This is a genomic window from Streptomyces sp. NPDC002690 (genome assembly GCF_053592415.1).
Genome location: NZ_JBSFVR010000010.1, coordinates 35,089 through 57,478, shown reverse-complemented (window position 1 = coordinate 57,478; position 22,390 = coordinate 35,089). Strand labels below are relative to the sequence as shown.

Annotated in this window: 22 protein-coding genes and 1 pseudogene; 14 read left to right on the top strand and 9 right to left on the bottom strand. The window is 70.5% G+C overall.

Features of this window, described 5'->3' with window-relative positions:
• Nucleotides 1–158 precede the first annotated feature (158 nt).
• Nucleotides 159–524: a YybH family protein gene (locus tag ACWD3D_RS02960; protein WP_451459147.1), complete on the bottom strand. Its 366-nt coding sequence runs from the start codon at nucleotides 522–524 to the stop codon at nucleotides 159–161.
• Between the two features lie 101 nt (nucleotides 525–625).
• Between ACWD3D_RS02960 and ACWD3D_RS02955 the strand changes: the two genes are divergently transcribed.
• Nucleotides 626–1,600, top strand: a complete 975-nt coding sequence (locus ACWD3D_RS02955; RefSeq protein WP_451459146.1) for a LysR family transcriptional regulator — start codon at nucleotides 626–628, stop codon at nucleotides 1,598–1,600.
• 156 nt (nucleotides 1,601–1,756) lie between these two features.
• Here the strand turns inward: ACWD3D_RS02955 and ACWD3D_RS02950 are convergent, their stop codons facing one another.
• Nucleotides 1,757–2,266 (bottom strand): ATP-binding protein, encoded by a 510-nt coding sequence (locus tag ACWD3D_RS02950; protein WP_451459145.1) that lies wholly within the window; start codon nucleotides 2,264–2,266, stop codon nucleotides 1,757–1,759.
• A gap of 193 nt (nucleotides 2,267–2,459) precedes the next feature.
• Here ACWD3D_RS02950 and ACWD3D_RS02945 point away from each other — a divergent pair, with 193 nt between their 5' ends.
• Nucleotides 2,460–3,035, top strand: a complete 576-nt coding sequence (locus ACWD3D_RS02945; protein WP_451459144.1) for a hypothetical protein — start codon at nucleotides 2,460–2,462, stop codon at nucleotides 3,033–3,035.
• A 59-nt stretch (nucleotides 3,036–3,094) separates the two neighbouring features.
• Here ACWD3D_RS02945 and ACWD3D_RS02940 read toward each other — a convergent pair whose 3' ends face one another.
• Complete coding sequence (locus ACWD3D_RS02940) at nucleotides 3,095–4,237, bottom strand: MarR family transcriptional regulator (protein ID WP_451459143.1); 1,143 nt, start codon at nucleotides 4,235–4,237, stop codon at nucleotides 3,095–3,097.
• A 563-nt stretch (nucleotides 4,238–4,800) separates the two neighbouring features.
• Here ACWD3D_RS02940 and ACWD3D_RS02935 point away from each other — a divergent pair.
• From ACWD3D_RS02935 to ACWD3D_RS02920, 4 genes and pseudogenes are all read left to right on the top strand, one after another.
• Nucleotides 4,801–5,703, top strand: a complete 903-nt coding sequence (locus tag ACWD3D_RS02935) for a helix-turn-helix domain-containing protein (protein ID WP_451459149.1) — start codon at nucleotides 4,801–4,803, stop codon at nucleotides 5,701–5,703.
• Nucleotides 5,700–5,885, top strand: coding sequence for a DUF397 domain-containing protein (locus ACWD3D_RS02930; RefSeq protein WP_451459142.1), 186 nt, complete (start codon nucleotides 5,700–5,702; stop codon nucleotides 5,883–5,885). The genes ACWD3D_RS02935 and ACWD3D_RS02930 overlap by 4 nt, the downstream gene beginning before the upstream one ends.
• Nucleotides 5,886–5,977: 92 nt before the next feature.
• A pseudogene (locus tag ACWD3D_RS02925) lies at nucleotides 5,978–6,067 on the top strand (mycothiol transferase); the annotation flags it as partial.
• A 205-nt stretch (nucleotides 6,068–6,272) separates the two neighbouring features.
• Nucleotides 6,273–7,022 carry a hypothetical protein gene (locus ACWD3D_RS02920; protein ID WP_451459141.1) on the top strand — a complete coding sequence of 250 codons (750 nt, stop codon included), beginning with the start codon at nucleotides 6,273–6,275 and terminating at the stop codon, nucleotides 7,020–7,022.
• A gap of 55 nt (nucleotides 7,023–7,077) precedes the next feature.
• Here the strand turns inward: ACWD3D_RS02920 and ACWD3D_RS02915 are convergent, their stop codons facing one another.
• On the bottom strand, nucleotides 7,078–8,445 hold the full coding sequence (locus ACWD3D_RS02915; RefSeq protein ID WP_451459140.1) for a cation:proton antiporter: 1,368 nt from the start codon (nucleotides 8,443–8,445) through the stop codon (nucleotides 7,078–7,080).
• 288 nt (nucleotides 8,446–8,733) lie between these two features.
• Here ACWD3D_RS02915 and ACWD3D_RS02910 point away from each other — a divergent pair, with 288 nt between their 5' ends.
• The gene (locus tag ACWD3D_RS02910) at nucleotides 8,734–9,360 is read left to right on the top strand and encodes a class I SAM-dependent methyltransferase (protein ID WP_451459139.1); all 627 of its coding nucleotides are present in this window, start codon (nucleotides 8,734–8,736) and stop codon (nucleotides 9,358–9,360) included.
• A 90-nt stretch (nucleotides 9,361–9,450) separates the two neighbouring features.
• Here the strand turns inward: ACWD3D_RS02910 and ACWD3D_RS02905 are convergent, their stop codons facing one another.
• Nucleotides 9,451–10,437 (bottom strand): hypothetical protein, encoded by a 987-nt coding sequence (locus ACWD3D_RS02905; protein WP_451459138.1) that lies wholly within the window; start codon nucleotides 10,435–10,437, stop codon nucleotides 9,451–9,453.
• 529 nt (nucleotides 10,438–10,966) lie between these two features.
• On the opposite strand from ACWD3D_RS02905, the gene ACWD3D_RS02900 reads away from it, so the two are divergent.
• The 3 genes from ACWD3D_RS02900 (at nucleotide 10,967) to ACWD3D_RS02890 (ending at nucleotide 14,422) form a co-directional block, all read left to right on the top strand.
• Nucleotides 10,967–12,859 carry an ABC transporter ATP-binding protein gene (locus tag ACWD3D_RS02900; RefSeq protein ID WP_451459137.1) on the top strand — a complete coding sequence of 631 codons (1,893 nt, stop codon included), beginning with the start codon at nucleotides 10,967–10,969 and terminating at the stop codon, nucleotides 12,857–12,859.
• A 232-nt stretch (nucleotides 12,860–13,091) separates the two neighbouring features.
• Nucleotides 13,092–13,514, top strand: coding sequence for a DUF6234 family protein (locus tag ACWD3D_RS02895; protein WP_451459136.1), 423 nt, complete (start codon nucleotides 13,092–13,094; stop codon nucleotides 13,512–13,514).
• A gap of 113 nt (nucleotides 13,515–13,627) precedes the next feature.
• Nucleotides 13,628–14,422: a hypothetical protein gene (locus ACWD3D_RS02890; protein WP_451459135.1), complete on the top strand. Its 795-nt coding sequence runs from the start codon at nucleotides 13,628–13,630 to the stop codon at nucleotides 14,420–14,422.
• 177 nt (nucleotides 14,423–14,599) lie between these two features.
• On the opposite strand, the gene ACWD3D_RS02885 is transcribed toward ACWD3D_RS02890, so the two are convergent.
• Nucleotides 14,600–15,319, bottom strand: a complete 720-nt coding sequence (locus tag ACWD3D_RS02885; RefSeq protein ID WP_451459134.1) for a class I SAM-dependent methyltransferase — start codon at nucleotides 15,317–15,319, stop codon at nucleotides 14,600–14,602.
• A gap of 264 nt (nucleotides 15,320–15,583) precedes the next feature.
• On the opposite strand from ACWD3D_RS02885, the gene ACWD3D_RS02880 reads away from it, so the two are divergent.
• Entirely contained in the window at nucleotides 15,584–16,129 is a 546-nt protein-coding gene (locus ACWD3D_RS02880) for a DUF3885 domain-containing protein (protein ID WP_451459133.1), read from the top strand.
• Nucleotides 16,130–16,165: 36 nt separating this feature from the next.
• Here ACWD3D_RS02880 and ACWD3D_RS02875 read toward each other — a convergent pair.
• Both ACWD3D_RS02875 and ACWD3D_RS02870 read right to left on the bottom strand, forming a co-directional pair.
• A protein-coding gene (locus ACWD3D_RS02875; protein ID WP_451459132.1) for an IS5 family transposase occupies nucleotides 16,166–16,974 on the bottom strand; the annotation gives its coding sequence in 2 pieces (ribosomal slippage) (nucleotides 16,166–16,630 and nucleotides 16,633–16,974; 807 coding nt in all).
• A 36-nt stretch (nucleotides 16,975–17,010) separates the two neighbouring features.
• A complete protein-coding gene (locus ACWD3D_RS02870; RefSeq protein WP_451459131.1) occupies nucleotides 17,011–17,640 on the bottom strand; it encodes a helix-turn-helix transcriptional regulator in 630 nt (209 codons plus the stop codon).
• A 138-nt stretch (nucleotides 17,641–17,778) separates the two neighbouring features.
• Between ACWD3D_RS02870 and ACWD3D_RS02865 the strand changes: the two genes are divergently transcribed.
• Nucleotides 17,779–18,456, top strand: coding sequence for an ABC transporter ATP-binding protein (locus tag ACWD3D_RS02865; protein WP_451459130.1), 678 nt, complete (start codon nucleotides 17,779–17,781; stop codon nucleotides 18,454–18,456).
• Nucleotides 18,453–21,287, top strand: a complete 2,835-nt coding sequence (locus ACWD3D_RS02860) for an FtsX-like permease family protein (protein WP_451459129.1) — start codon at nucleotides 18,453–18,455, stop codon at nucleotides 21,285–21,287. Before ACWD3D_RS02865 ends, ACWD3D_RS02860 begins: the two co-directional genes overlap by 4 nt.
• 125 nt (nucleotides 21,288–21,412) lie before the next feature.
• Here the strand turns inward: ACWD3D_RS02860 and ACWD3D_RS02855 are convergent, their stop codons facing one another.
• Entirely contained in the window at nucleotides 21,413–21,886 is a 474-nt protein-coding gene (locus tag ACWD3D_RS02855; protein ID WP_451459128.1) for a MarR family winged helix-turn-helix transcriptional regulator, read from the bottom strand.
• Between the two features lie 73 nt (nucleotides 21,887–21,959).
• Here ACWD3D_RS02855 and ACWD3D_RS02850 point away from each other — a divergent pair, with 73 nt between their 5' ends.
• The gene (locus tag ACWD3D_RS02850) at nucleotides 21,960–22,334 is read left to right on the top strand and encodes a cupin domain-containing protein (RefSeq protein ID WP_451459127.1); all 375 of its coding nucleotides are present in this window, start codon (nucleotides 21,960–21,962) and stop codon (nucleotides 22,332–22,334) included.
• Nucleotides 22,335–22,390: the final 56 nt, after the last annotated feature.

The window sequence follows — 22,390 nt, the reverse complement described above, 5'->3', positions numbered from 1 at the left end:
CCATCGCCGGTCTCCGTGTGTCGTGCATAGCGCCGGAGTGTGGGCACAATTGGCGTGACTGTGAGCAGAGCCGGTCCACGGCCGGCCCCGGGCTCCGGAGTCGAACCGAGCACCGGATGAGGGCGGTTGCCCCGGATTCCCGGGCGTCCGGGCTGCCCTCAGCCGGTGGGCGGACGGAACTCCGGCTGGTCGATGATCCGCAGCCAACTCCCGTCCGCCTGGCGCCGGACGACCTGAGCGCGGGCACCGGAACCGTCCTTCGGGGGCGTCGAGGTCAACGCGATGTCGCCGACGACGAGCGTGGGGAGTGGCTCTTCCTGTTCGAACTTCGGTGCGTGGGTCAGTACTTGCTCCCACAGCTGCCGGATGGCCTCCCGGCCGACCGTGGTGCCGCCGGGCGGATAGGCCATCACCGCGTCCTCCTCGTACAGCGCCGCGAGGCCCGCGGCGTCACCCGCGTTGGCGCGCTCCACGAACAGTCGGGTGAGGTCCTCCGGCTTCAGGGCCTTCTCCTTCTCGGACACAGTGTTCCTTTCTCTGCGGGATGCGATGACCTGCCCATGGTCCTTGGCGGACGAATGAGAAGTCCAATCATTCGCGCCAACTACCTTTATAATCAGAGGTTATGGAACTCAGGCAGCTGAAGTACTTCCTCGCGGTCGCCGAGGAATCCAACTTCACCCGGGCGGCCGAGCGCGTGCACATCAGCCAGCCCGGCATCAGCGCCCAGATCCGCCAGCTGGAACACGGTCTCGGTGCGACCCTGATCGACCGCACCGGCCGCGGCGCCGGGCTGACGGCGGTGGGGGAAGTGGTCTTCGACCACGCGCGCGCGGTGCTCGACGCGGTGGAGGCGCTCCGGCAGGCGGTGGACGAGATGAACGGGCTGGTCCGGGGCCGCCTGGTGGTCGGCATGGTGACGGCGTGCACCGTGGCCCCGCTCTTCGAGGCGCTGTCGAGCTTCCATCTGGCCTATCCGGGCGTGGAGATCAGCCTCGTCGAGGACGATTCGGCCCGGCTGATCGAGCGCGTCCGCGAGGGTGCCGTCGACCTGGCGCTGATCGGCGCGGCGGGCCGGGCCCCGGCGGACCTGGACGGGCATCAGGTGATCAGCGAGGCCATCGTCGCCGCCGTACCTCCCGGGCATCCTCTCGCCGCGCGAGCTGCCGACGGGGTCACCCTCGCCGAGCTGAGCGCCCATCCCCTCATCTGTCTGCCCCCGGGCACCGGCATCCGGGCCGTGCTGGACCAGGCCTCGGCCGCCCGGGGGCTCACACCCGCCGTGACCCTGCAGGCCGCCGCTCCGGCCGCGGTGATGCAACTCGCGGAGCGCGGGCTCGGGGTGGCAGTGCTCTCCGCGTCCATGCCGGCCCGGTGGCCGGGGCTGGTGACCGTACCCCTCACCGACGCGGACACCGCCGCCGTGCTCGCCCTGGTCTCCGCGCCCACCAAGAGCCCGGCACTGCGTGAACTGCTCAGGCACTGCCGGGAGTCCTTCGCCGCACCGGCCCAGGACGAGCCGGCCGGGGCCACTCCGACCGGACATGGGTTCACGGGGCTGATCCCGCCCACGGCAACGGGGCGCTCACTCTCGGCGTGAACACCACGAAGCGCGCGACACCCTTGGCCGTGCGAGGACGCGCAGGGCGGCATCGGTGGCGCGCGACCACCACGCGACAGGTGCGGAACGGAGCTCAGTCGCACGCCCCGGCAGGGGCCAACCGCCCGCGAGCGGAAAAGTCGGGTAAGGAGCGGCTCAGGACCGCTCGGGCCGTCGCTGCCGCCGGGGAAGTTCGGGCCGCCGGGGCCGCAAGTCCAGTTCGGCCACGACGGTCTTGCCGACGTGCGGGCGGTCGAGGACGTCCCACCGGTCGGCGAGCGTCTCCACCAGGAGCATCCCCCGGCCGCTCTCCGCCAGCGGCGTCGTCGCGGGGCGCGGCGCACCCGGTGCGGGTGGCCGGAGCTCTCCCCGGGCGTCGGAGACCGTGAGGCGCAGGGTCCCGTCGAGAATCTCGGCGCTGACCTCGAAGTCCCGGCCGGGGACCCGGCCGTGGGTGACGGCGTTGGCGGCGAGTTCGGCGACGATCTGGGCGGCGGTGTCGGAGTCCTCGCTGCCGTACGGCACGCCCCAGGCGGCGAGTTGGTGCAGCACCAGCCTGCGCGCGAGGCGGGCGCCGCGCGGGGTGGAGCTGAAGCGCTGGACGAACCCGTCCACGGGGGGAAGCGCTCGACCGGTCGCGGAAGGGGAGGCGGACGAAGGTGTCATGCGCCCACGATGGCGGCGCGTCACCCCTCTCACCAGCGGCGACGCTCGTACGCCGGATCTGCGTACGCTCTCCCGGACGATCGGTACGCGACTGATCGGTACGCCACTCATCGGTACGCCACTCATCGGTACGCCACTCATGAGTGCGGCGGCACCGACGCGATGCCGCCGCACCGGAAAGGCCGGAAATCGTATGCCCGTAGACCCCACGTCCGTCGACCGGAAATCCTGGGAAACGGCGGTACGCCACCTGTTCGAGGACGCGTATCCGTACGACGCCACGGGACCGCGCCGACACGCGGACTGGGTCCTCGACGTCCTCGCCCTGATGGCACGGGTACCGGACCCTCGCGGCTGGGCCGGTCTCGACGACGAGGCCCAGAACCCGGAGCGTCAGGCGTCCCCGACGTACCCGTTCGTCGCCCACCCCCGGGAGTACGTCGCGGTGCGCCTCTACGAGATCGACCGGATCAGCGCCGAGAACCTCCTCCTCGCCCTCACCGACGACGGCTGCCGCCTGTCCGGCCTGCACCGTTTCGCGGAGAGCGAGGAGGAGCTGCGGGCAGTGGTGGGGACGGTCCTCGCACGGTACGGGGACCGCGCCTCGTACCACACCAACGTCTCCCGACCCGGCCCCGTGCCGGGACGTCTGGACTTCACGACGCCGAACTGGGGGTACGACCCTCTGACCGCCTACACGGAGGACTACGGCCTCGTCGTCGTCACGGACACCGAGGTGGGCATGTTCTGGAACTTCGCCGACTACTGAGTCGACCGCTGAGTCACCGTGGGGTACCGCGTCGGCCAACTGCGGTCGGCAGACCGGGTTCAGGGGGTGCGCATCAGGTTGCGGAGACCGGCGACGAGGGCCGGGACGTCGCGTTCGACTTGGGCCGGGGCCGACACCGGGGCCGCGTCCGGGTCGGCCGGTTCCGGCGTCTGGTGTGCGGTGCGGCAGGGGGCGCAGAGGCCGTCCGGGAGTGCTCCGGCGCGGGCGGGGCGCCCGCAGTCGGTGCACTCGACCAGGAGCCCGCGTACCGGAGCGGCGGGGGTACCCGATGCCGGGACCGGTGGCGGGGTGGGGGTCGGGGACAGTCGGGGAGGCATCTTGTCGGTGAGGCGGCGGCGCAGCAGCCCCACGGGTGAGCCGACCTGCTCGGGAAGCCCGGCGGTGAGCGCCGACGTCAGATACCCGGCGCTGACACCCCGCGCGAACCAGGCGGCGGCGAGCGGCTCCAGCACCTCGCAATCCGCAGCGGAGAGCGTCAAGCGGGGATCGCGGCGGCCGAGTTCGGCCAAGGCGACATAGGCGGGAGAAGGGCCCGCGACACCCGGTGGAGCGACAGCAACCGGAGGAGCATCGGCGGTCGGAGAAGCGGATTCGGCCGGGGTGTCAGCTTCCGAAGGCGCATCGGCCGGCTGCGGTCGGTCCGGGAGCGCGGGCCGTTCCGGGGCTCCCTCCGCAGTGCGCTGCTGGGGAACCACTGGCACGGGACGCGGTTCGGCAGGGGGCGCGAGGGGCTGCTCGGCAGGGTGCGCGGATGGCTCCTCCGGTGCGGCGGCCTCCGCTTCGAGCCTGGCGATCCACCACTCGTTGTCCCGCGCGGTGCGGGACCAGAAGGTGAGCGTCACCCACCGGCACGGCCCGTCTCCCCCCACCCTCCTGCGTACGCGCCGCAGGTGCCCGGCCACGCCGAGCGCGCGCAGGGCGGTACCGATGGCCATCTGCCCGTACAGGGGCAGGTCCTTGGCCAGCGACTTGATGTCCATCGCCGCACCCTCGGGCAAGTGGTCGACATAGGCGGCGACATACCGCTCACGCTCCGGCAGGAACGCGAAGTCCCGGGCTCCGGGCTCGGCTTGGCCGGGGACGGGCTGCACGGACTGCTTGCCGTAGCCGGTGTTGGCCCGGCGGTACGGGCGCGAAGCTGCGGGCGCGGGTAGGGCAGGGCTAAAGTGCTTGGTAGCCACGAGATCGTCTTTCCTTTGCGGTTCGATCTTTGGTGAGACCCCGGCCTGGTGCTGTAACACCGCGTCGGGGTCGATTCGTTGAGGGCACCGTAAGCATGCGTGACTCTCCGCCGCAACTCGCTCACCATTAGTCATACTTGCTGGCCGTGACGGGGGTGGGAGGGAAGGGAGGTTTCCTCAAACCCCCCTACCTACCTCCCGGATGAACAACACCGCTCGAATCCCGGATCTCGCATCCCGGCCCCCGAATCCCGAGACTCAAGCGTCGGGCCGAGCACCTCTGCCGATCCCTCGTACGAGTGAGAGGCCCGGCATCGACGCTCGAATCCCGAATCTCGAAACCCGAAGCCAGAACCCCGAGACCCAAGACCCAAGCTTCGAGCCCGGAACACGGCGGGCCGCACACTCCCCCACGCCCGCTTCCCACGAACGCCACCACGCATCACCCTCACCACCCGTACGCTGTGAGGTCACACGCGCACGCTCGGTGGCGACGCGGCGCGTGGGTGCGGCACGGCGGGGCGGGTACGCGCGAAAGGTGGCCGGCGGTGGGCTACGACAGCATGGACGGCGGCGCTGCGGAAGCGGCGTCGGGAGGATCGGACGCGCGAGGAACAGGCAGTCCGGGCGGAGGATCGGGAACGGGCGCCGAGCCAGGGTTGTCGGACAGCCTTCGCACGTTCGGCGCATTTCTCCAGGCCCTGCGCGAGCATGCCGGCCTGACCCGCGAGGAGTTCGCCGACAAGGTGGGCTTCTCCAAGCACACGGTCGCGTCGATCGAACAGGGCCGCCGGATGCCGGACCGCGACTTCGTGGAACGCGCGGAGCCGGTTCTCGGAGGGACCGGGGCACTGCGCAAAGCCGCGCCGCACCTGTCGCGACAGGCAGGGCTGGCGAGCTGGTTCCGGCAGTGGGCGCGCGTGGAGATGACGGCGATCAGCCTGTACACCTACGAGTGCCGGGTGCTGCCGGGCTTGTTGCAGACGGAGGCGTACGCGCGCGCGGTGTCGATGGACGTGCCGCCGCTTCCCGATGTGAACGAGTTGGAGGAGCGGATCGCGGCACGGATCGCCCGACAGGAACTGTTGACAGTGACCCGGAAGCCGCCCACGGCATTCAGCTTCATCGTGGAACAGGCCGTGCTGGAGCGGTGGACCGGCGGGGAGGCCGTAACGCGCGAACAGTTCGACTGCTTGCTTGAGTTGATCGAGCGGAACTGGAACGTGGAGTTTCAGCTGATGCCGCTTCGGCAGCCGTCACACGCGGGACTGGACGGGCCGATGCGACTGGCCGAGACTCCGGACAACCGGTGGTTCGCCTACTCCGAAGGGCAGCAGAACGGAAGGCTGATCGCCAGCCCGAAAGAGATCAGCCTGCTCCAGCAGCGATATGCGAAACTGCGGTCACAGGCTCTGCCCCCTGCGGACTCCCTGCGCCTGTTGAAGCGATTGCGAGGAACGCTATGAGCACGTCCGAACTGACCTGGTTCAAGAGCAGTTACAGCGGCTCGCAGGGTGACGACTGCGTCGAGGTGGCCCAGAGCACGCAGGCGATCCACGTCCGGGACTCCAAGGACGCACTGAGCCCCGAACTCACCCTCTCCCCCACCGCTTGGCGTGACTTCACCTCGTACGCCGCCCAGAACTGACCCGCGCTCCCCCGCACCGGCGCCACCCGCCCGGCGCGGGGTGCCTGCGTCCACCCGGCCCGTACACCGGCGGTCGGCTACGCCCCCGCGACCATGTCGTCGAAGAGACCGCGCGTCACGCCGGGCATCTGGACATCGCCCGCGAACTGCTCGACGGACGAACAGGACTTGGACCTCGCTGAGCACCGGCCCGCAGCCGGGACCGGAACCAGCCCCACACGGCGACGTGCAGGAGAGGCCAGGTCTTCCTGGTCCACTCGGGCTGACGCCCTTGTTGTGACGCTCTGGCCCCGAATCCTGTCCGCCGGATACTGTGATCGCCGGGGCGAAGTTGGCTAACCCCGTTGAACGCCAACGGTGTTGAACGCCGACCCGGGGGGAGAGCTCATGGCTGGTTGGTGGCGGAAGAAGCCCCCGCCGGAGAAGGACGTGCCGGTGACGGGCGAGCCGGAGTTCTCGGCCGGGTCGGCGCGCGGGACGCTGCCTGGGCATATCGACGGACCAGGCGGGCGGCGGGCGGTGACGCTCGCCGTGCACGATGACGCCGTGGTGCTGACCGACGGCGATGGGCGCCGCGCCTACCGGTGGGCGGAGGTCGCCCACGTGTGGCACGCCAACGACATGGACGGCGAAGCGGCCGACGGTTCGATGATCACGAAGTGGCTGCATGAACTGCTGTTGGAGTTCACCGACGGCACGGTCGTGGGCTCACTGCTGGCCGACCCGCCCGTCGTCACGCCGGAGCCCGCCTTCCGCGCCGGCCGGTTGTCGTCCTCGCCGCCCTCCAGCATCGCGCCGCTGATGCAGCGCGTCAGCGCTCCGGTGACCGAACTGCATCTCGCCAGGGCGAAGGCGGCACTCGCGGCCGGCGGCCAGGTGGATTTCGGCCCCCTGACCGCCACGGCGGACGGGCTGCACCATGACGGCAAGAAGATCCCCTGGCACACCATCACCTCATGCCACTACAGCGTCGTCATCTTCTCCGAGGACGAGGAGGAACTGGGCGCGATGCTCCGCATGGAGTACGAGGTCGACGGCGGCGCGTACGGACTTCCGTTCGCCTGGCTGCGGATACCAGCGCTCGACATCCCGGACCTGGATGTCCTGGTGCGGCTCGCCGAAGAAAACCGCACCTGAGCAGCAACGCCCCCGCCACGATCGGCTACACCACTTCACGGGACACCATCACCGCTCAACGCTCCCCACCACGAACAATCGTGGGCGCGCCTCGGGGACGGTGGTCGGGGCACCGGTCCCCTCGCCCGTCCTCGCCCGTCCCCTCGGCGCCTGCCTCGCCGCCGCCTTCCTCGCCGTTCTTCCGGTCGAGGTGCGCGGTGATCGGAGTGGCCGCAGCGCCGTGGAGTACGACCGAGACGAGCACGGTGAAGACCACGACCGCCCACAACTCGTCCTCCCAGGCGCCGAAGTCCCCCCGGCCGCAGGCGTAGGCGAGATAGAAGAACGAGCCGATGCCGCGGATGCCGAGGAACGAGGTGACCAGCCGTTCCTTCCGCGAACCCGGGCCACGCAGCAGGGCGGCCCAGGAGGTCAGCGGCCGTATCAGCAGGTGCAGCAGCAAACCCGTCGCCGCACCCTGCCAGGTGAGATGGGCCAGGGCGCCCGTCGCGATGAAAGCGCCCGTCGCGAAGAGGAGCACCGCCATCAGCAGCCGCTCCATCTGCTCGATGAACTCGTGCAGCACCCGGTGGTACTCATGGCCCCGTTCCCGGCTGCGCAGCGTGCAGGCCGCCGCGAAAACGGCCAGGAACCCGTAACCGTGCAGTGATTCGGCGATGCCGTAGGAGGTGAGGGTCACCGCCAGCGCGACGAAGCCCTCGCCGTGCTCCGCGAGCCTCAGCGGTCTGGCAGCGGCGTGGAAGAGGACACGGCCCAGCAGCAGGCCCGTTCCCACTCCCACCGCCACCCCGACCGCGAGCCTGAGAAGTACGTCGCTCCACGCCCAGTGGACGATCCAGCCGGTCGACAGGCCGCCGCCCGCCGCGGCAAGCGCGAGGGCGCCCAGGACGAACGGGAAGGCCAGCCCGTCGTTGAGGCCGGCCTCGCTCGTCAGCGCGAAGCGCACCTCGTCCTCGTCGTACTCGTGGTCCGACGGCTCCCCCACCCGCACCTCGGAGGCGAGCACCGGATCGGTGGGCGCCAGCACCGCGGCGAGCAGGAGCGCGACGTACGGCGGCCAGTCCAGCAGCCACCAGGCCACCAACGCGGTGGCAGCGATGGCGAGTGGCATCGCCACGCCGAGCAGACGCCAGGTGGTGCGCCAGGAGCGCCGTCCGAACGGACGGTTTATGGCGAGACCCGCACCCATCAGGGAGGCGATCACGCAGAGTTCGGTGAGGTGCTCCGCCCACGCCGTATGCTCCGTCGGGTCCACCCTCGGCAGGGGGAGGGGCAGCGGCAGCGCGTACACGAGGAGCCCGGACGCGAGGAACACCATGGGCGGTGAGACCGGCCGCCGCGACAGCAGACGGGGGAGCACCGCCGCGAGGAGCGCCCCCAAGCCCAGGCACCCGTACACCGCACCAGTGGTAGTGATGGCCACGTTCCGGCCGCTCCGTCCTGTAGATCGGGCTGGTCAACGCCGTCTACCCCGGCATGGAGCAGCCATCAGGTCCGGGTGCCGGCGGACGGTCGTCGCGGGGCGGAACAGACCTCGGCAGTCAGGCACGTCGCGAGCTGCGGGAACGGTCCGAACCGCCCCACCGGCGAACCGCCGGTGGACCGTCCGCACCTGGGGCGCACGGCCTGATACCCACGCCCGACCTGCGAAGATGCCGACTGGACACCCGCCTCACCCTGCGGGACGAGCCGACCGGAAGGCGCACCGAACATGACTGGGCAGGACGACCGCTGGGCAGAACTGACCGGCGGACGAGCCGGCGAGGAGTACGCCCGGCGCTTCGCGCGGCTCGCCGAGAGCGGCCACGACGTCCACGGCGAGGCCACCTTCTGCGCCGCGCTGCTGGAGCCTGGTGCCCGCGTTCTCGACGCGGGGTGCGGCACCGGCCGGATCGCGATCCGGCTGGCCGAGCTGGGCCATCACTGCACCGGCGTGGACGTCGATGCCTCGATGCTCGCCGTCGCCCGACGCGAGGCCCCCACGCGGGAGTGGCTCCTCGGCGATCTGGCCCGACTGGACGCCCTCGGCCTGGAGCCGGGCTTCGACCTGGTGCTCGCCGCCGGAAACGTCATCCCCCTGCTGGCCCCCGGCACCGAGCCGGCCGTCGTCCGGCAGCTGGCTGCCGCGCTGCGCCCCGGCGGCCTGCTGGTCACCGGCATGGGCCTGGACGCGGCACATCTCCCGCTGCCGGAAGCACCGTTGACCCTTTCGGAGTTCGAAGACTGGTGCGCCCGAGCCGGCCTGGTGCTGCGGCAGCGCTACGCCACCTGGAGCGGCGATCCCTACGAGCCGGGCTGCGGCTACGCGGTCAGCGTCCACTCCCTCCCCGCCGCGTGAGCCGCTCCCGGAGCGGCGCCGCGCGGTTCGACCGGCCCCCCGGCAACCCGGACGCTCAACAACTCCGGTGCACAACCACAGACCGGTTGCTCAGAACAAGGAGTCCCAGAAGACCTCTTCCGGGTCAGGTTCTTCAGGGTGGAGCATGCAGCGTCTGCAGCGCAGGAGTCCTGCTTCGTCGGTGCCCGAGGCAGCGCTCATCCACGGCAGGGCCTCCATGGCGTGTGCGCGCTCGTTGTCGGCGAGGGTGTCGACGGTCCGGCGGAGCTCCTGCGGTGCGGACCGGTCGGTGAGGCAGAGCCAGCCGACCGCCGCCGACAGACGGGCTTCGGGAGCCTCCGCCCGGTCGCGCCACCGTTCCCCCAGCCACCTGGCAGTCTGCGGGTGCGGGTCGGCCCGAGTGATCTCGGCGGTGGCCAGGAGCAGGGCGGCGCGGACCATGGCGTCGCCTTCGGTCGCGAACCCACTGGCCAACGCGGTCCGGATGGTGTGGGCGGGGTCGGCGGCGGTCGCCAGGACATAGGCGGCGGCGACGCGGACGGTGGGGTCGAAGTCTCCGAGAAGGGGCAGGAGCGCGGAGGTGGCGGTGGTGATCGCGGCTCGGGCGGCGGCCACCGACCAGCCGGCCGGGTAGCCGGTCACCTCGTAGCCGTAGTCGTCGTGGGCGTCGGGGGCGTGGCGCCGGGGATCGTTGCGGTGGAGGAGGAACTCCTCGCGAGAGGCGACGCCGTGGTACCCGGCACGGACGGGGCCGGACAGGACGGCGAGAACGGCGGTGCGGTGTGGGTGCTGGGCGTCGATGGCGAGGGGGATGAGGAACGGCACGGCGAGGGCGACGGCAGCCCGGCTGTCGTGGGCGCACAGGCCCCACAGCACACCCGTCGCGTCCACGGCCGGTGCGCCGCCGGCGCGCAGGAGGGAAACCGCCTCCCGGACCTCGTGCCCGTGGGGGAAGTCGCCCCACGGGGCGGCATCGAGGTCCAAGCCCCGCCGGGAGCCGGGCAGGATGCCGGCCACCACCGTCCGCACGTCGAACGGACCCCCCGAGAACGAAGCCAGGTCCGCCCCGTCCGTCACTTTCCGGCACATCGCGAACGTCGGATCGGTCCGCCAGTCCTTCACGTCACCCCCCGACCGTCGAATCGGAACATGATCATGGCTGGTCCGGCGGCCGACCGACCCGGGAGCCCCTCGGCGGTGATCCGGCGGCTCGTAAGGGACCAACCGGAATGCTCAAGGGCCACCCGCCGAGTTCACGGTCGCGACTGGTGTCGACTCTCGTGACCGGTACCGTACTCCACACCCCGAAGCGCGCCGTCGGCACGCCGTAGCGCCCATACGCGTGCCGTAGCGCCCCGTAGCGCCTCGTACGCACGCCCCCCACCCTGCCGACGCCCCTCTCCCACCTCGCCCGGCACGATCCTCGGCGATTCGGCCAACCCCCGCCTTCCGTACACCTGTTGCGAGCACCGGGTCGATGCATCACGCACACTGCGTCGCCCGCTCCATCCCGGGCTTCCGGGGCGACCGAAACACGTGTGTTCGATATCCCTGTCAGGTCGTTGATCCCCACGACCGTGCCGGACGACAGTCAAGGGGAACCACGTTGACCTCGACCACCGCCAACGAGCAGCAGGCCGTCTCTCCTCCTCCTCCGCCACTACCGGCGGAGATCACGTACAGCGGGCAGTACTCCGTCAATCCCCTCGCCGAGGTCTCCTTCCGTCGGATGTGCGCGCAGATCCCGTCCGTCCTGGGCCGGATCGCCCGGCTGTCCTGGCGGACGGACCGCCTGGCCGTACAACTGCTGGTCGGCTGTCAGGTGATCACGGGCATCTCGGCGGCCGTGCTGCTGACGGCCACCGCCCGTGCCATGCGGCCCGTCCTGGGCGACGGCTCGGCGGGCGACCGGCTGCACGGGGCCGTCCACGCCCTGGTGGTGGTCGCGCTCGCCGCCGCGCTGGGCCGGGGTGCGGCGGCCGTGGCCACGTACGCGGCACGGAGGATCACCCCGCGGCTGACCACGGAGACGGACACCGCGCTGGTCGAGGCGGTGTGCCGGGTCGAAGCGTCCGCGTACGCGGAGGAGGGCTTCTCGGACCGGTACGAGGCGGCCGAGATGGGAGTGATGCGTACCCAGGTGATGGTCACCGACGCCCAGCGGTTCCTGTCCGCGCTGATCCGCATGGTCACGGCCGGCAGCGTGCTGTCGGCGCTCAATCCGCTGATGCTCCCCCTGCTCCTGCTCGCCGTGCTTCCGGCCGGTGTGGGGGCGGTCCTCACCGCCCGGGTCGACTACGAGATCCACTACGCCAACATCGCCGACCGCAACGTGCGCGGCATGATGCGCTGGTGGGCGACCACCTCGAAGTACGGCGACGAGGTCCGCGCCAACTCGATGGCCGACTACCTCGTCCACTGGTTCCGGGCCCTGTCCGACCGCTGCGACCGCCGCACCCTGGCCGCCGCCCCGCAGACCCTGCGCATCGCCCTGGCCTCCGCCACCGTCGGCGGCACCTTCCTCCTCGCCGCCTGGGGCGTCCTCGCGTGGCTGGCCGTCTCGGGACGGATCGAACTCGCGGTCGCGGCCACCGCCGTCATCGCCGTACAGACCGCGCTCGCCGCGCTCTCCCAGGTCGTCACCAACGGCGCCGCCGTCTTCCACACCAGCCTCTACCTGGGCGACATGCAGACCTTCCTCGACGACGCGGCGGCCCGTACGCCCGAGCGCGGCCAAGGCAAGCACGTCGAGCGGACCGAGCGCATCGAACTGGACGAGGTCGTCTACCAGTACCCGGGCAAGGACCGGCCCGCCGTCGACGGAGTCTCCCTCACCCTGGAACGCGGCCAGATCCTCGCCATCGTCGGAACGAACGGCTCCGGAAAGTCCACGCTCACCCGCCTCCTCACGGGCATCTACCTGCCGGACAAGGGCCGGGTCACCTGGAACGGCACCGACCTGGCCGAGGTGGACCCCGGCTCGGTATGGGCGCAGACCGGTCTGGTGCCGCAGATCTTCGCCCAGTGGCCGATGCCGGTCCGCGAGAACGTCACCCTCGGCCAGCCCCGTACCGCCGACGACGCCCCCGTCTGGTCCGCCATCGACGCGGCCGGCCTGCGCGAGGCGGTCGACGGCCTCCCCGCCGGACTGGACACCCTGCTCTCCCGCGAGGTCTTCGGCGGCTCCGAACTCTCCGGGGGCCAGTGGCAGCGCGTGGCCTGCGCCAGAGCCCTGTACCGCCAACCCGGACTGCTGATCCTGGACGAGCCCACTTCCCAGATGGACCCGCGCGGCGAACACCAGATCTTCGAGCGGATCAAGGCCATCGCCGCCGACCGCATCACCATCGTGGTCACCCACCGCCTGGAGAACACGAAGATCGCCGACCACATCATCGTCATGGAGGAGGGCCGCATCACCGAACAGGGCCGCTACGACGACCTCGTCCACGCGGGCGGCACCTTCGCCGAACTCCTCGCGCTCTCCCAGGACCGGTGACGTGACCACGGACACCTGACACCCCGCCGGCCGAAAAGGTCTGCCGACAGGAGCGGTTGACCGGCCACAACTCGGTCTCGGCCTGGTGAACCGCCCTGCGGGGCGCGGCGTGAGACACGAACCTGTGACCATGCCCTTCGAACCGGATTCACGCAGCCTGTCTTCACCGGCGAACCATCAACGCCCCGGGCGGACTTCGGACGCTCGGGGCGACGGTTTCGCGGGTGGCTGCATGAGCCTGATCGTGCTGCTCGCCGAAATCCCGATCGGCTGTCTGCTGGTGCTGACGTCGGTGATCCGTGGTTGGGGCAGCGAGGACGGACAACCCGTGGCCCCCGCGATGGACTGGGCTCCGATCCTCCGGCTCGGCGGGTTCACGGCAGTCGTGTTCATCATCGCCGCGATCTTCCTGTACGCGGCCCATCCGTTCGCAGGGGCAGTCCAGTTGCTCGTGGCAGCGGTCGCGCTGACCTTCACGGTCGCCGCCTGGCACGACCAGTACGAGCACGCCCACCCGTCCTCGCGCGCGGCCTCCTCGTCAGCCGCTCGCGACTCGACGACAGCCCTGCCCGCGGCTCGACCGGGCAACCCGGCGCACCTGTCCGGTCACGGCCCGAAGCGGAACCAGGACCATCCGCTTGCAGTGAAGAGCTGATGGAGAAGGGGTGTGCGGTCGATGATGGAGCACGGCCGACCGGCCTCCACGGAGCGGGGCAGACCGGCGGTGCGCCACTCGCGTGGGATTCCTGGTCAAGAGGGAGACATGGCATGACGGAACAACCGAGCTCGTTGGCCGCCCTGATGGGGAAGTACACCGTCAACAAACCAACGCTCCGGAGGGTTCCACTCGCGCGGCTGGGCGTCCACGGGCGGCGGCTCGTCTTCGGCGTCACCGGCTACACGTTCCCGAACCCCTTCGCGCTCGAATTCATCGACGGGGGGCTCATCGCTCGGGACTATCAGCTCGACCTGGACAACATAGTCATTCAGATCGCCGAGGACGGCGTCTTCCCGGTGAGCATGGTCACCCGCGCGAAAGGCATCTGGGGCTCGGACGGCGCGTACCTGCTCGACGGTTCCCCGCCGGTCACCTGGGAGATCGAACCCGGCCCCGACCTCGGGCCGCATCCACTGTGCGTGGAGATCACCAAAGACCTCTACCCGACCTTCCGGGCCCAGGAGTTGGAGCACTTCCAGGACTTCGCCACGGCCTGGGTTCTGACCGTCGGCATCTTCGTCGAGCGACTGCCGACGAGTGGGTACAGCAGCGCCGGCGACGCCCTCGAGGCCCTCGCCGCACAGTTCGACAACCCCGGCACGAAGTATCTCGTGCCATCCGGTTCACTCAGGGAACCTCAGGTATGGGTCAAGCACCTCAAGTCCCGCGCCGTGGACCTGGCCAACCAGAGCGGGAAACGCGACGACGACGGAAGCCACTCCCCCGCCTCCTACAAGGCGCGACTGGACAACACCGATGACAAAAGCCGCATCATCCTGACACCCGTCAGTCGCCCCGCCGGACCGCCCCGCGCCGTTCTCGACGTCAAGGCCCTCTTGCACTGACCGCGACCGCACGCACCTCCGGAGGCGCGAGCCCCTCCCTCTGGACCGGAGGTCCGCCCGCCGCCGGCTCTCCGGACAGGGCCGCCACCGGCAACCGCCCGAGAGCTCCGGATGGACGCGCGGAACCGGCGGGCGGGCCCGTGTGCGCGGCAGGTGATCCACCGTACGGACTCCGGGTCAGGTGCGGCCGGCGACGAACCAGCGGGCGGGGAGTTCCACCCGGGAGCCGTCGGGGCGGGTCTCGCTCATGGCGAGGGCGGTGGCGCCTTCGCCGAGGACGGTGAGCCCCGCCGCCCGCAGCAGAGCGGCGACCTCACCCTCGGCGACCTCACCGGGGCGCAGGTCGTGTTCCTTGACCCGGCGCAGTTTGAAGGAGGGGCCGCCGGGCTGCGCGGCAACGGCGGCAATGACCTCCTTGGCCTGACCGGTCGGCTCCAGGACCAGGGCCCTGCCGTGCGCGCCGACCAGCCGGGCGACGGAGGCGGCCACCGCCGGGCGGTCCTCGGGGTCGCTCTGGTGCAGGACGGCCCGCATGTAGACGTTGGCGTCGCCGAGGCGCTCGTACAGCACGGCGGCCTGCTCCGGGTCGGCGAGGTTGAGCTGCTCGTACGTCGCGGCTCCGTTCGCGTCGGTCCGGCGGGCGTGAGCGACGGCAGCGGCGGAGAGGTCGACGCCGACGGCGGGGGTGAAGCGGGTGGCGAGGAAGCGGGTCTGGGTGCCGTTGCCGCACCCGAGGTCGGCGACCGGCAGGGAGTGGTCGGCGTACGGGGTGAGGTGTTCGAGGTCGCGCCGTGCCGTCAGGGCCGGATCCGCGTCCCAGAAGGGTTCGCCCTGCTCGCCGGAACTCTCCTCCCAGAAGCCTTCCCAGGCGGTGCGGTAGCGGTCGGACACGGCCATGGAGTCTCCTCGCGGTGCTGTGCGGGCGGATCGGCGCGCAGAGGGCTGGTAACGCCGGGGATCCTGGGGGTGTCCCGGGGCCGGGGCCCTGATGGCTACCCAATCCTTCGCCCGCGATCCTCTCACCCGGCGGACCGGTGAAGTCGGCACACGCCCTAGGAAGTCGTTTCTCTTGGTGAGTGGGTGCCGGGCATCATGGTTGTCGACAGGAGCTCATGCCCAAGAGGACGAGTGGTGCAGGTGATTGGAGGCGCAGGGACGGTCTTGACGGACCTGTGGCAGCGGCGTTGGCCCGACTGCCCGCCGATTGGGTACAGGCTCCGCGACCCGTACCGGGATGTCTGGGTGCGCTTCCATAGCCTGCCGGAGTCGAAGCGATACGCAGAGGACGAGAGCGAGTACGCCGTCGTCCTGGGGCGGTACAACACGATCCTGGATGAGTTGTTTGCCGGTGGGGATGTCTACGTGATCACACCGGTCTGGACGACCGAAGCCGAGGTGCCACCGTTCCAGCAGGACGCCGGCTACTGGCAGAGCCTGCTGGTGGAGGACGACCCTGACCCGGAGTTCCGTACCTACTGCCATCTTTTCGCCGTACGCCGACCTTGGCGACATGGCTGCCTCGACGAGCTGCTCCGTGACATCGCCGACGACAAGATGGCGGGAGTCTTCGTCACCGACACTCAGATGCGGCGCATTCACTACCCCTACGACGGGGGCGCCGACGTCTTCCTTGCTACGCCTGAGGAACGGGATCGGACCCGCGACCGGCATGCCCACTGGCTTTCCGGCAGCCCGTCGGGTCTTTGACGAGTCAGGATCACCACCCTGCCCAAATTCCCAGGCTCAGAAAATCAGCCGACGGAAGCAGATGCGCAGGGCGGCGATACCGACGAAGGCGAGGAAGTGCTCGGGCTTGCGTTCGTAGCGGCGGTGCAGGCGTCGGCAGCCGGCCGGCCAGGACATGGTTCGTTCCACGACCCAGCGGTGGCGGCCGAGCCGGGTGGAGGGCTCGACTCCCCTGCGGGCGATGCGGTGGCCCATGCCGCGTGAACGAAGCCATCGCCGCAGGTGGTCGCAGTCGTAGCCCTTGTCCGCATGTAGCCTCGCCGGCCGCCTGCGGCGTGGGCCGCGACGGGAACGGATGGGAGGGATTCCGCGGATGAGTGGTTCCAGTCCCTGGCTGTCGTGCATGTTGGCGCCGGAGATGCCCAGTGAGAGCGGCAGTCCGCTTCGGTCGGTGACCAGATGGATTTTCGATCCCAACTTGCCTCGGTCGGTCGGATTCGGCCCCGTCAGAAGCCCCCTTGTGCCGCCAGGACGCTGACGGAGTCCGTCGCGCACCGAGACCAGTCCAGCTCACCCCGCGCCCCGAGTTCGTCCAGGACCACGCGGTGGAGACGGCCCCAGACCCGATCCGCGCTCCACTGGGCGAACCGCCGGTAGACCGTCTGCCAGGCCGGGCCGAACACTGGCGGGAGCTGCCTCCAAGTACAGCCCGAGGTGGCCACGAAGATGACCGCGGCCAGAACCTCACGGTCGCCGGCCCGACGGCGACCTCCGCCCTGCGGACGCTTCACCTCCGTGAGCGGCACCACCCGCCGGAACAGCACCCACAACTCCTCCGGCACCAGCCGCTCAACCAGAATCGCCATGCACAGCTCAACGAGCGATCAAGCCATAAGAAACGTCTAAGCGGACTCGGCACGGTCCCCTCCGCCACCACCCTGCCCCCCGGTCTCGTCGGTGTGGCCACGCACCTGTGGGGGTGAGCCCTCCAACGCCTGCGCGCTCCGCGCCGTTGCGAGCGGGCCCAGATGCTGTGCGGCGCTGTCCAACAGGCCGAGGTCGGCCTTGGTGTGGGCGATGGCGGCGTCGATCAGAACGGCGACCAGCGGCTCGTCGGCATGGGCGCGGCGCTGCTGCGCCAGGCCGGCGAGCTCGGACAGGTACGTCTGCCGCTGCGACTCGATCAGCGTGGTCAGGGCCTGCGGGCCCAGGGCGGAGGCGCCGAGGAGCTTCAGGAACAGTTCGTCGCGGAAGCCGCCGACGCGTACCCAGGCGGTGGTCGCCCACGAACGCAACTCGGCCTCGCCCGCCTCGGTGAGCGTGTAGAGGTTCTTGTCGGGCCGGTCGGTCTGCGTGACCTGGGAGCGTGAGACATAGCCGTCACGGACCAGTCGTTCGAGGATCTGGTAGAGGTGACCGATGTTCAGGCCACCCCACTGCGGGCCGATGGCCTCCTCGAAACGGGCCTTGAGTTCGTACCCGTGATTCGGTCGCCGGGTCAGCAGCGCGAGCACGGCGTGGTGGAGCGGCATATACGTCCCTTCTACATTGTGACAACATACCCCTGAATTGGCGCAATGCAGGGGCGGCGACCCAGGTGCGGCGACGCACGCGCCGCGAGGTACGAGGGCGAGGCTGCATCAATGGCTACGAGCGTGGCGTTACACGGGGTGAGTCGTCGGTATCCCGGGCTGACCGCTCTGGACGGGGTGGACCTGGAGGTCGCGGCCGGCGAGGTGGTGATGCTGACCGGGCCGTCCGGCGCCGGCAAATCCACCGTCCTGCATGTGGCGGGTGGCATGGACCAGCCCGACGAGGGGCGCATCGAGATCGACGGCGCGGAACTGGTGTCCCGGGGCCTGGACCGTCACCGGCGGCGTATCGGCTTCGTCTTCCAGCGCTTCCACCTGCTGCCCGCGCTGACCGCGCTGGACAACGTACTCGCCCCCGTCCTGCCGCGCAGAGTGGACTTCGACCGGCGTGCACGCGGCATGGAACTGCTCGAAGCCGTCGGCCTGAACCAGCGCGCCGACGCCCTGCCTTCGCAGTTGTCGGGCGGACAGCAGCAACGCGTCGCCGTCGCACGCGCCTTGATCAACCGGCCGGGACTGCTCCTGGCCGACGAGCCCACGGGCAACCTGGACAGCGTCACCGGGCGGGAGATCATCGACCTGCTGATGTCGCTGCGCGAGCGGTACGGGATGACGATGCTGATCGCCACGCACGACGCGGAGGTCGCCGCCAACGGCGACCGGGTGGTGCGGCTGCAGGACGGCAGGATCGTCTCCGACCAGCGGGTCACGCCGTCCGCCGACGTGCTGCACCGGCTGGGGGGCCTGCGCCCGTGATCACGGTGATCCTCGATCAGCTCCGGCGGCGACGCGGGCGCGCCCTGGCCCTGGCCGCCGGAATCCTGGTGGCCGCGACCAGCTTCACCCTGCTGACCTCGACGGTGAGCACGAGCCAGGCGACCACCGTGGGCACCGTACGGGAGAACGCGCGGTCCGCGTACGACGTCCTGGTCCGCCCGCCCGACTCGCAGACGGACGTGGAGCGGCAGAGCGGACGTGTCGCCCCGAACTTCCTGTCCGGCACGTTCGGGGGCATCACCATGGCCCAGTACCAGCGCATCCGCGGTATGGCCGGGGTCGAGGTGAGCGCGCCGGTCGCCAACATCGGCTACCTCATGGTGGCGAGCACCGTCACGGTGGACGTGTCCCGCTTCCTCGACGGCGAGGCATCCCGTCAGATCCTGCGCATCAGCCCCACGCTCACCTCCGGACTGGGCAGTTACCGCACCTCGGACGAGTACGTCTACCTCACCCGCTCCCCCCTGACGTCGGGATCGGAGTCGGACGACCTCTTCGAGTCCGACACCCTGGAGACGGGTGCGGTCGACAGGAGCACCGAGCGCTACCAGATCAAGGGGAAGTACGACGTCTGCTTCTACCTCAACTGGGACAAGACCGAAAAGAAGAAGTTCGGCCTGGACCTGCCGCTGAAGCCGAACATCATCGCCGAGGACCTCAGTGACAGGTCACCGTTCGACCCGGACCTGAGTTCGCGGATGAACTGCCAGTCCGGCCGGGACAAGGCCACCATCGACATTCCGGTCAGTTATCCCGTGCTGCTGTCCGCCGTCGACCCGGTGGCCGAGGACCGGCTGGTGGGCCTGGGCGGCACCGTCGTCTCGGGCCGGATGCTCACCGAGCGGGACAAGCCGTGGAGGGTGTCGGGCGCCGAGAGCGTCCACGGACAGCGCGACATCTACATCCCGGCGCTGCTCAGCGACAACCCGCTGACCACCGGCACGTTCGACGCGACCGTGGAGCGGCTCGACGTGGGCGACCCGGCCGAGCTGCCCTCGAAGCTGGGCAACCCGACGGCGAACAGCTTCGTCCGGAGCCTGCGCGGCACCACGGTGGGCACGACCCGGGTCGACCTGGGCAAGGGCTACGAAAAGGCGCTGAACGAGGACTCGTTCAACACCGATTCCTACTGGACGGTCGGCCCGGTCGTCTACCGCCGGACCTCCGGCGGCGACCTCGCCGCGCAGCCGCAGCCGCCGCAGGACCCCGGCCTCTGGATCACCAACTCGAACCAGCAGCCGTTCCCCAACGTCCCCGAGGAGAACCACCAGGGCACCCAGTACCGGAAGGTGACCAGCCACGCCTCCACGGACTGCATCGGACTCGGTACCTGTGACCAACAGGACTCGGGGCGTCTGCCCAATCCCTTCGTCCGCCTGGTCGGCCGCTACGACACCGGTAAGCTGCCCGGCTTCTCGCCCCTGTCCGACACCCCGTTGGAGACCTACCAGACACCGCAGGTCACCGGCGCGGACGGCGCGACCCGGGCGAAGCTCCACGGCAAGCCACTGCTGCCCGACCGCAACCTGGGCGGCTACGTCAGCCCGCCGCCCACCATGCTGACGACCATGGACTCCATCACCGCGCTCACCGGGAGCCGTCGGGTCCCGAGCCTCCAGGACAAGGCGCCGGTCAGCGCGATCAGAATCCGGGTGGCCGGAGTGACCGGCGTCGACACCGCGTCCCGGGCACGGGTGAACGCGGTGGCCGGGAAGATCCGGGCCGCCTACCCCCAGCTCCAGGTGGACGTCACCGTCGGCAGCTCGCCCGCACCGCAGGCGGTGGCGCTGAGCACCTCGGCGCGGGTGACGGAACGTTGGGTCGCCAAGGGTGTGGCACTGCGCATTCTCAGAGCGGTGGACACCAAGAGCGCGGTGCTCTTCGTGCTGGTCCTCGTCGTGTGCGCGCTCTTCCTCGGCCAGGCGGCGCTGGCCTCGGTGCGCTCGCGCCGCACCGAGATCGGCACGTTGCGCTGCCTCGGCTGGAGCGGCGGCGAGGTGCTCCGCCTGATCCTGGGCGAACTGGCGGTGATCGGGCTGGCCGCCGGAGCCGCGGGCGCGGTGCTCGCGTACGTGCTGGGTCAGGCGCTGGGACAGCCCGAAGCCGGCGCCAAGTCGCTCCTCGTACTCCCGGTGGCGCTTCTCCTGGCCACGACGGCGGGCCTGATCCCCGCCTGGCTCGCCACCCGGCTGGGCCCGATGGAAGCCGTCCGGCCCCCGGTGACGGCGGTCCGCCGTGCGCGCCCGGTACGTTCGGTGGCCGGACTGGCCGTGCTCAACCTGCTGCGGGTGCGGGGCCGCACGCTGCTGGGTGCGGCGGGGCTGGCGCTGGGAGTGGCCGCCTTCACGGTGCTGCTCGCCCTGACGCTGGCCTTCCGGGGCGAGGTCGCCGGGTCGTTGCTCGGCAGTGCCGTGGTGGCGCAGGCGCGCGGGGCCGACTATCTCAGCGTCGCCCTCTCCCTGCTGCTGGGCGCCGCCGGCGCCATCGACGTCCTGGTCCTCTCGCAGCGCGAACGCGCGGCGGATCTCGCGGTGCTGCGGGCGACCGGCTGGTCCAGCCGGGAGCTGGCCAAGCTGACCCTCTACGAGGGCATCGGACTGGCTCTCCTGGGCGGCCTGTCAGGTGCGGTGGCCGGCCTGGCCGGGGTGCTGACCCTCGGCCGGGGCGTGCTGCACGGACACCTGTCCACGGTCGCCGGCGCCGCGCTGCTGGCCACGCTCGCGGCGACCGCCCTGGTGGTGGCTGCTCTGGCCGTACCGATCCGGAGGCTCTCCCGGATCGGCACCGCCCACCTGGTCGCCGCCGACTGAGCCGACGCGAATGGTCGGACACGGCCCGGCCACCACGCACTGAGGGCTGTCCCGCCACCGGTGCCGAACATCCGCCCTCGCCGCGGCCACCCACGTACGGCCAGGTCCGCGGGGCTCGTCCAGGGTCACCAGACCGGGCGCAGCGGAGGGATCGAGTCGCCGGCCAGCGTACGGATGACGGCCGCGAGTTCGGCGCGGGGGACCTGGAGATCGGCTTCGTGCAGCTGCCGTGCGAGCTGCCCTTCCAGCTCGTTCAGGATTCTGGCGGCCACGGCCAGGTGTTCCATCGCCTTGCCCGTGAGCACGACGAGTTTGCGCCGGCCGCCCGCAGGGTGGGGCCTGCGTTCCAGGTAGCCCCGCTTCTCCAGGTCGTCGATGATCTGGCCGGCTGCCTGCTTGGTCACCCCCAGCCGCTCGGCCAGCTCACTGCTCGTGAGGCCCGGACCGTGCAGCACCTGGAAGACCAGGCCGTGCACGGGGCGGAGCTCGGCGTAACCGGCGGCGTCTAGGCGGCTCACGAACTCCGAGAGGACCAGCTGGAATGCCATCCCGAGCAGGAAGGTGAGCTGAGTGCGCTCAAGGGGGTCGTTGGTCTCCATCGCTTCATCTTGACACACGCCTATAAAGTAGCTTTACTCGTCGCAAGTAAAGAAGCTTTACACCGGAGGTTCCATGTACGTCGTCAGTGAAACCGAGCAGCGGTCGACCATCACTCCCGCAGGGTCGATGTTCGCCCTGGCAGGCCCCAGCCAGGGGAGCGCCGAGGTCAGCACCTGGCGAGTAGCTCTCGACGAGGGCGCGTCCAGCCCGGTGCACATCATCGACCGCGAGCAGGTCTGGATGCCGCTGTCGGGTGAGTTCACCGTCGAGGTCGACGGCAAGACCGAACAGGTCAAGGCCGGACAGGCGCTCATCCTCTCCGCCGGCACCGTGCGACAGCTCACCGCGGTCGGCGGCCGCGCGGAGGCGCTGGTCGCCATGGTGGTCGGCGGCAGCGCCATGATGCCGGGCAGCGACAACAAGATCCCCCTCCCCTGGGCGCAGTAGGTTCCCGCCCCCGACAGCCCGACCAGGCCACCCCCCGTTGGTCCGGTCGGGCTGTC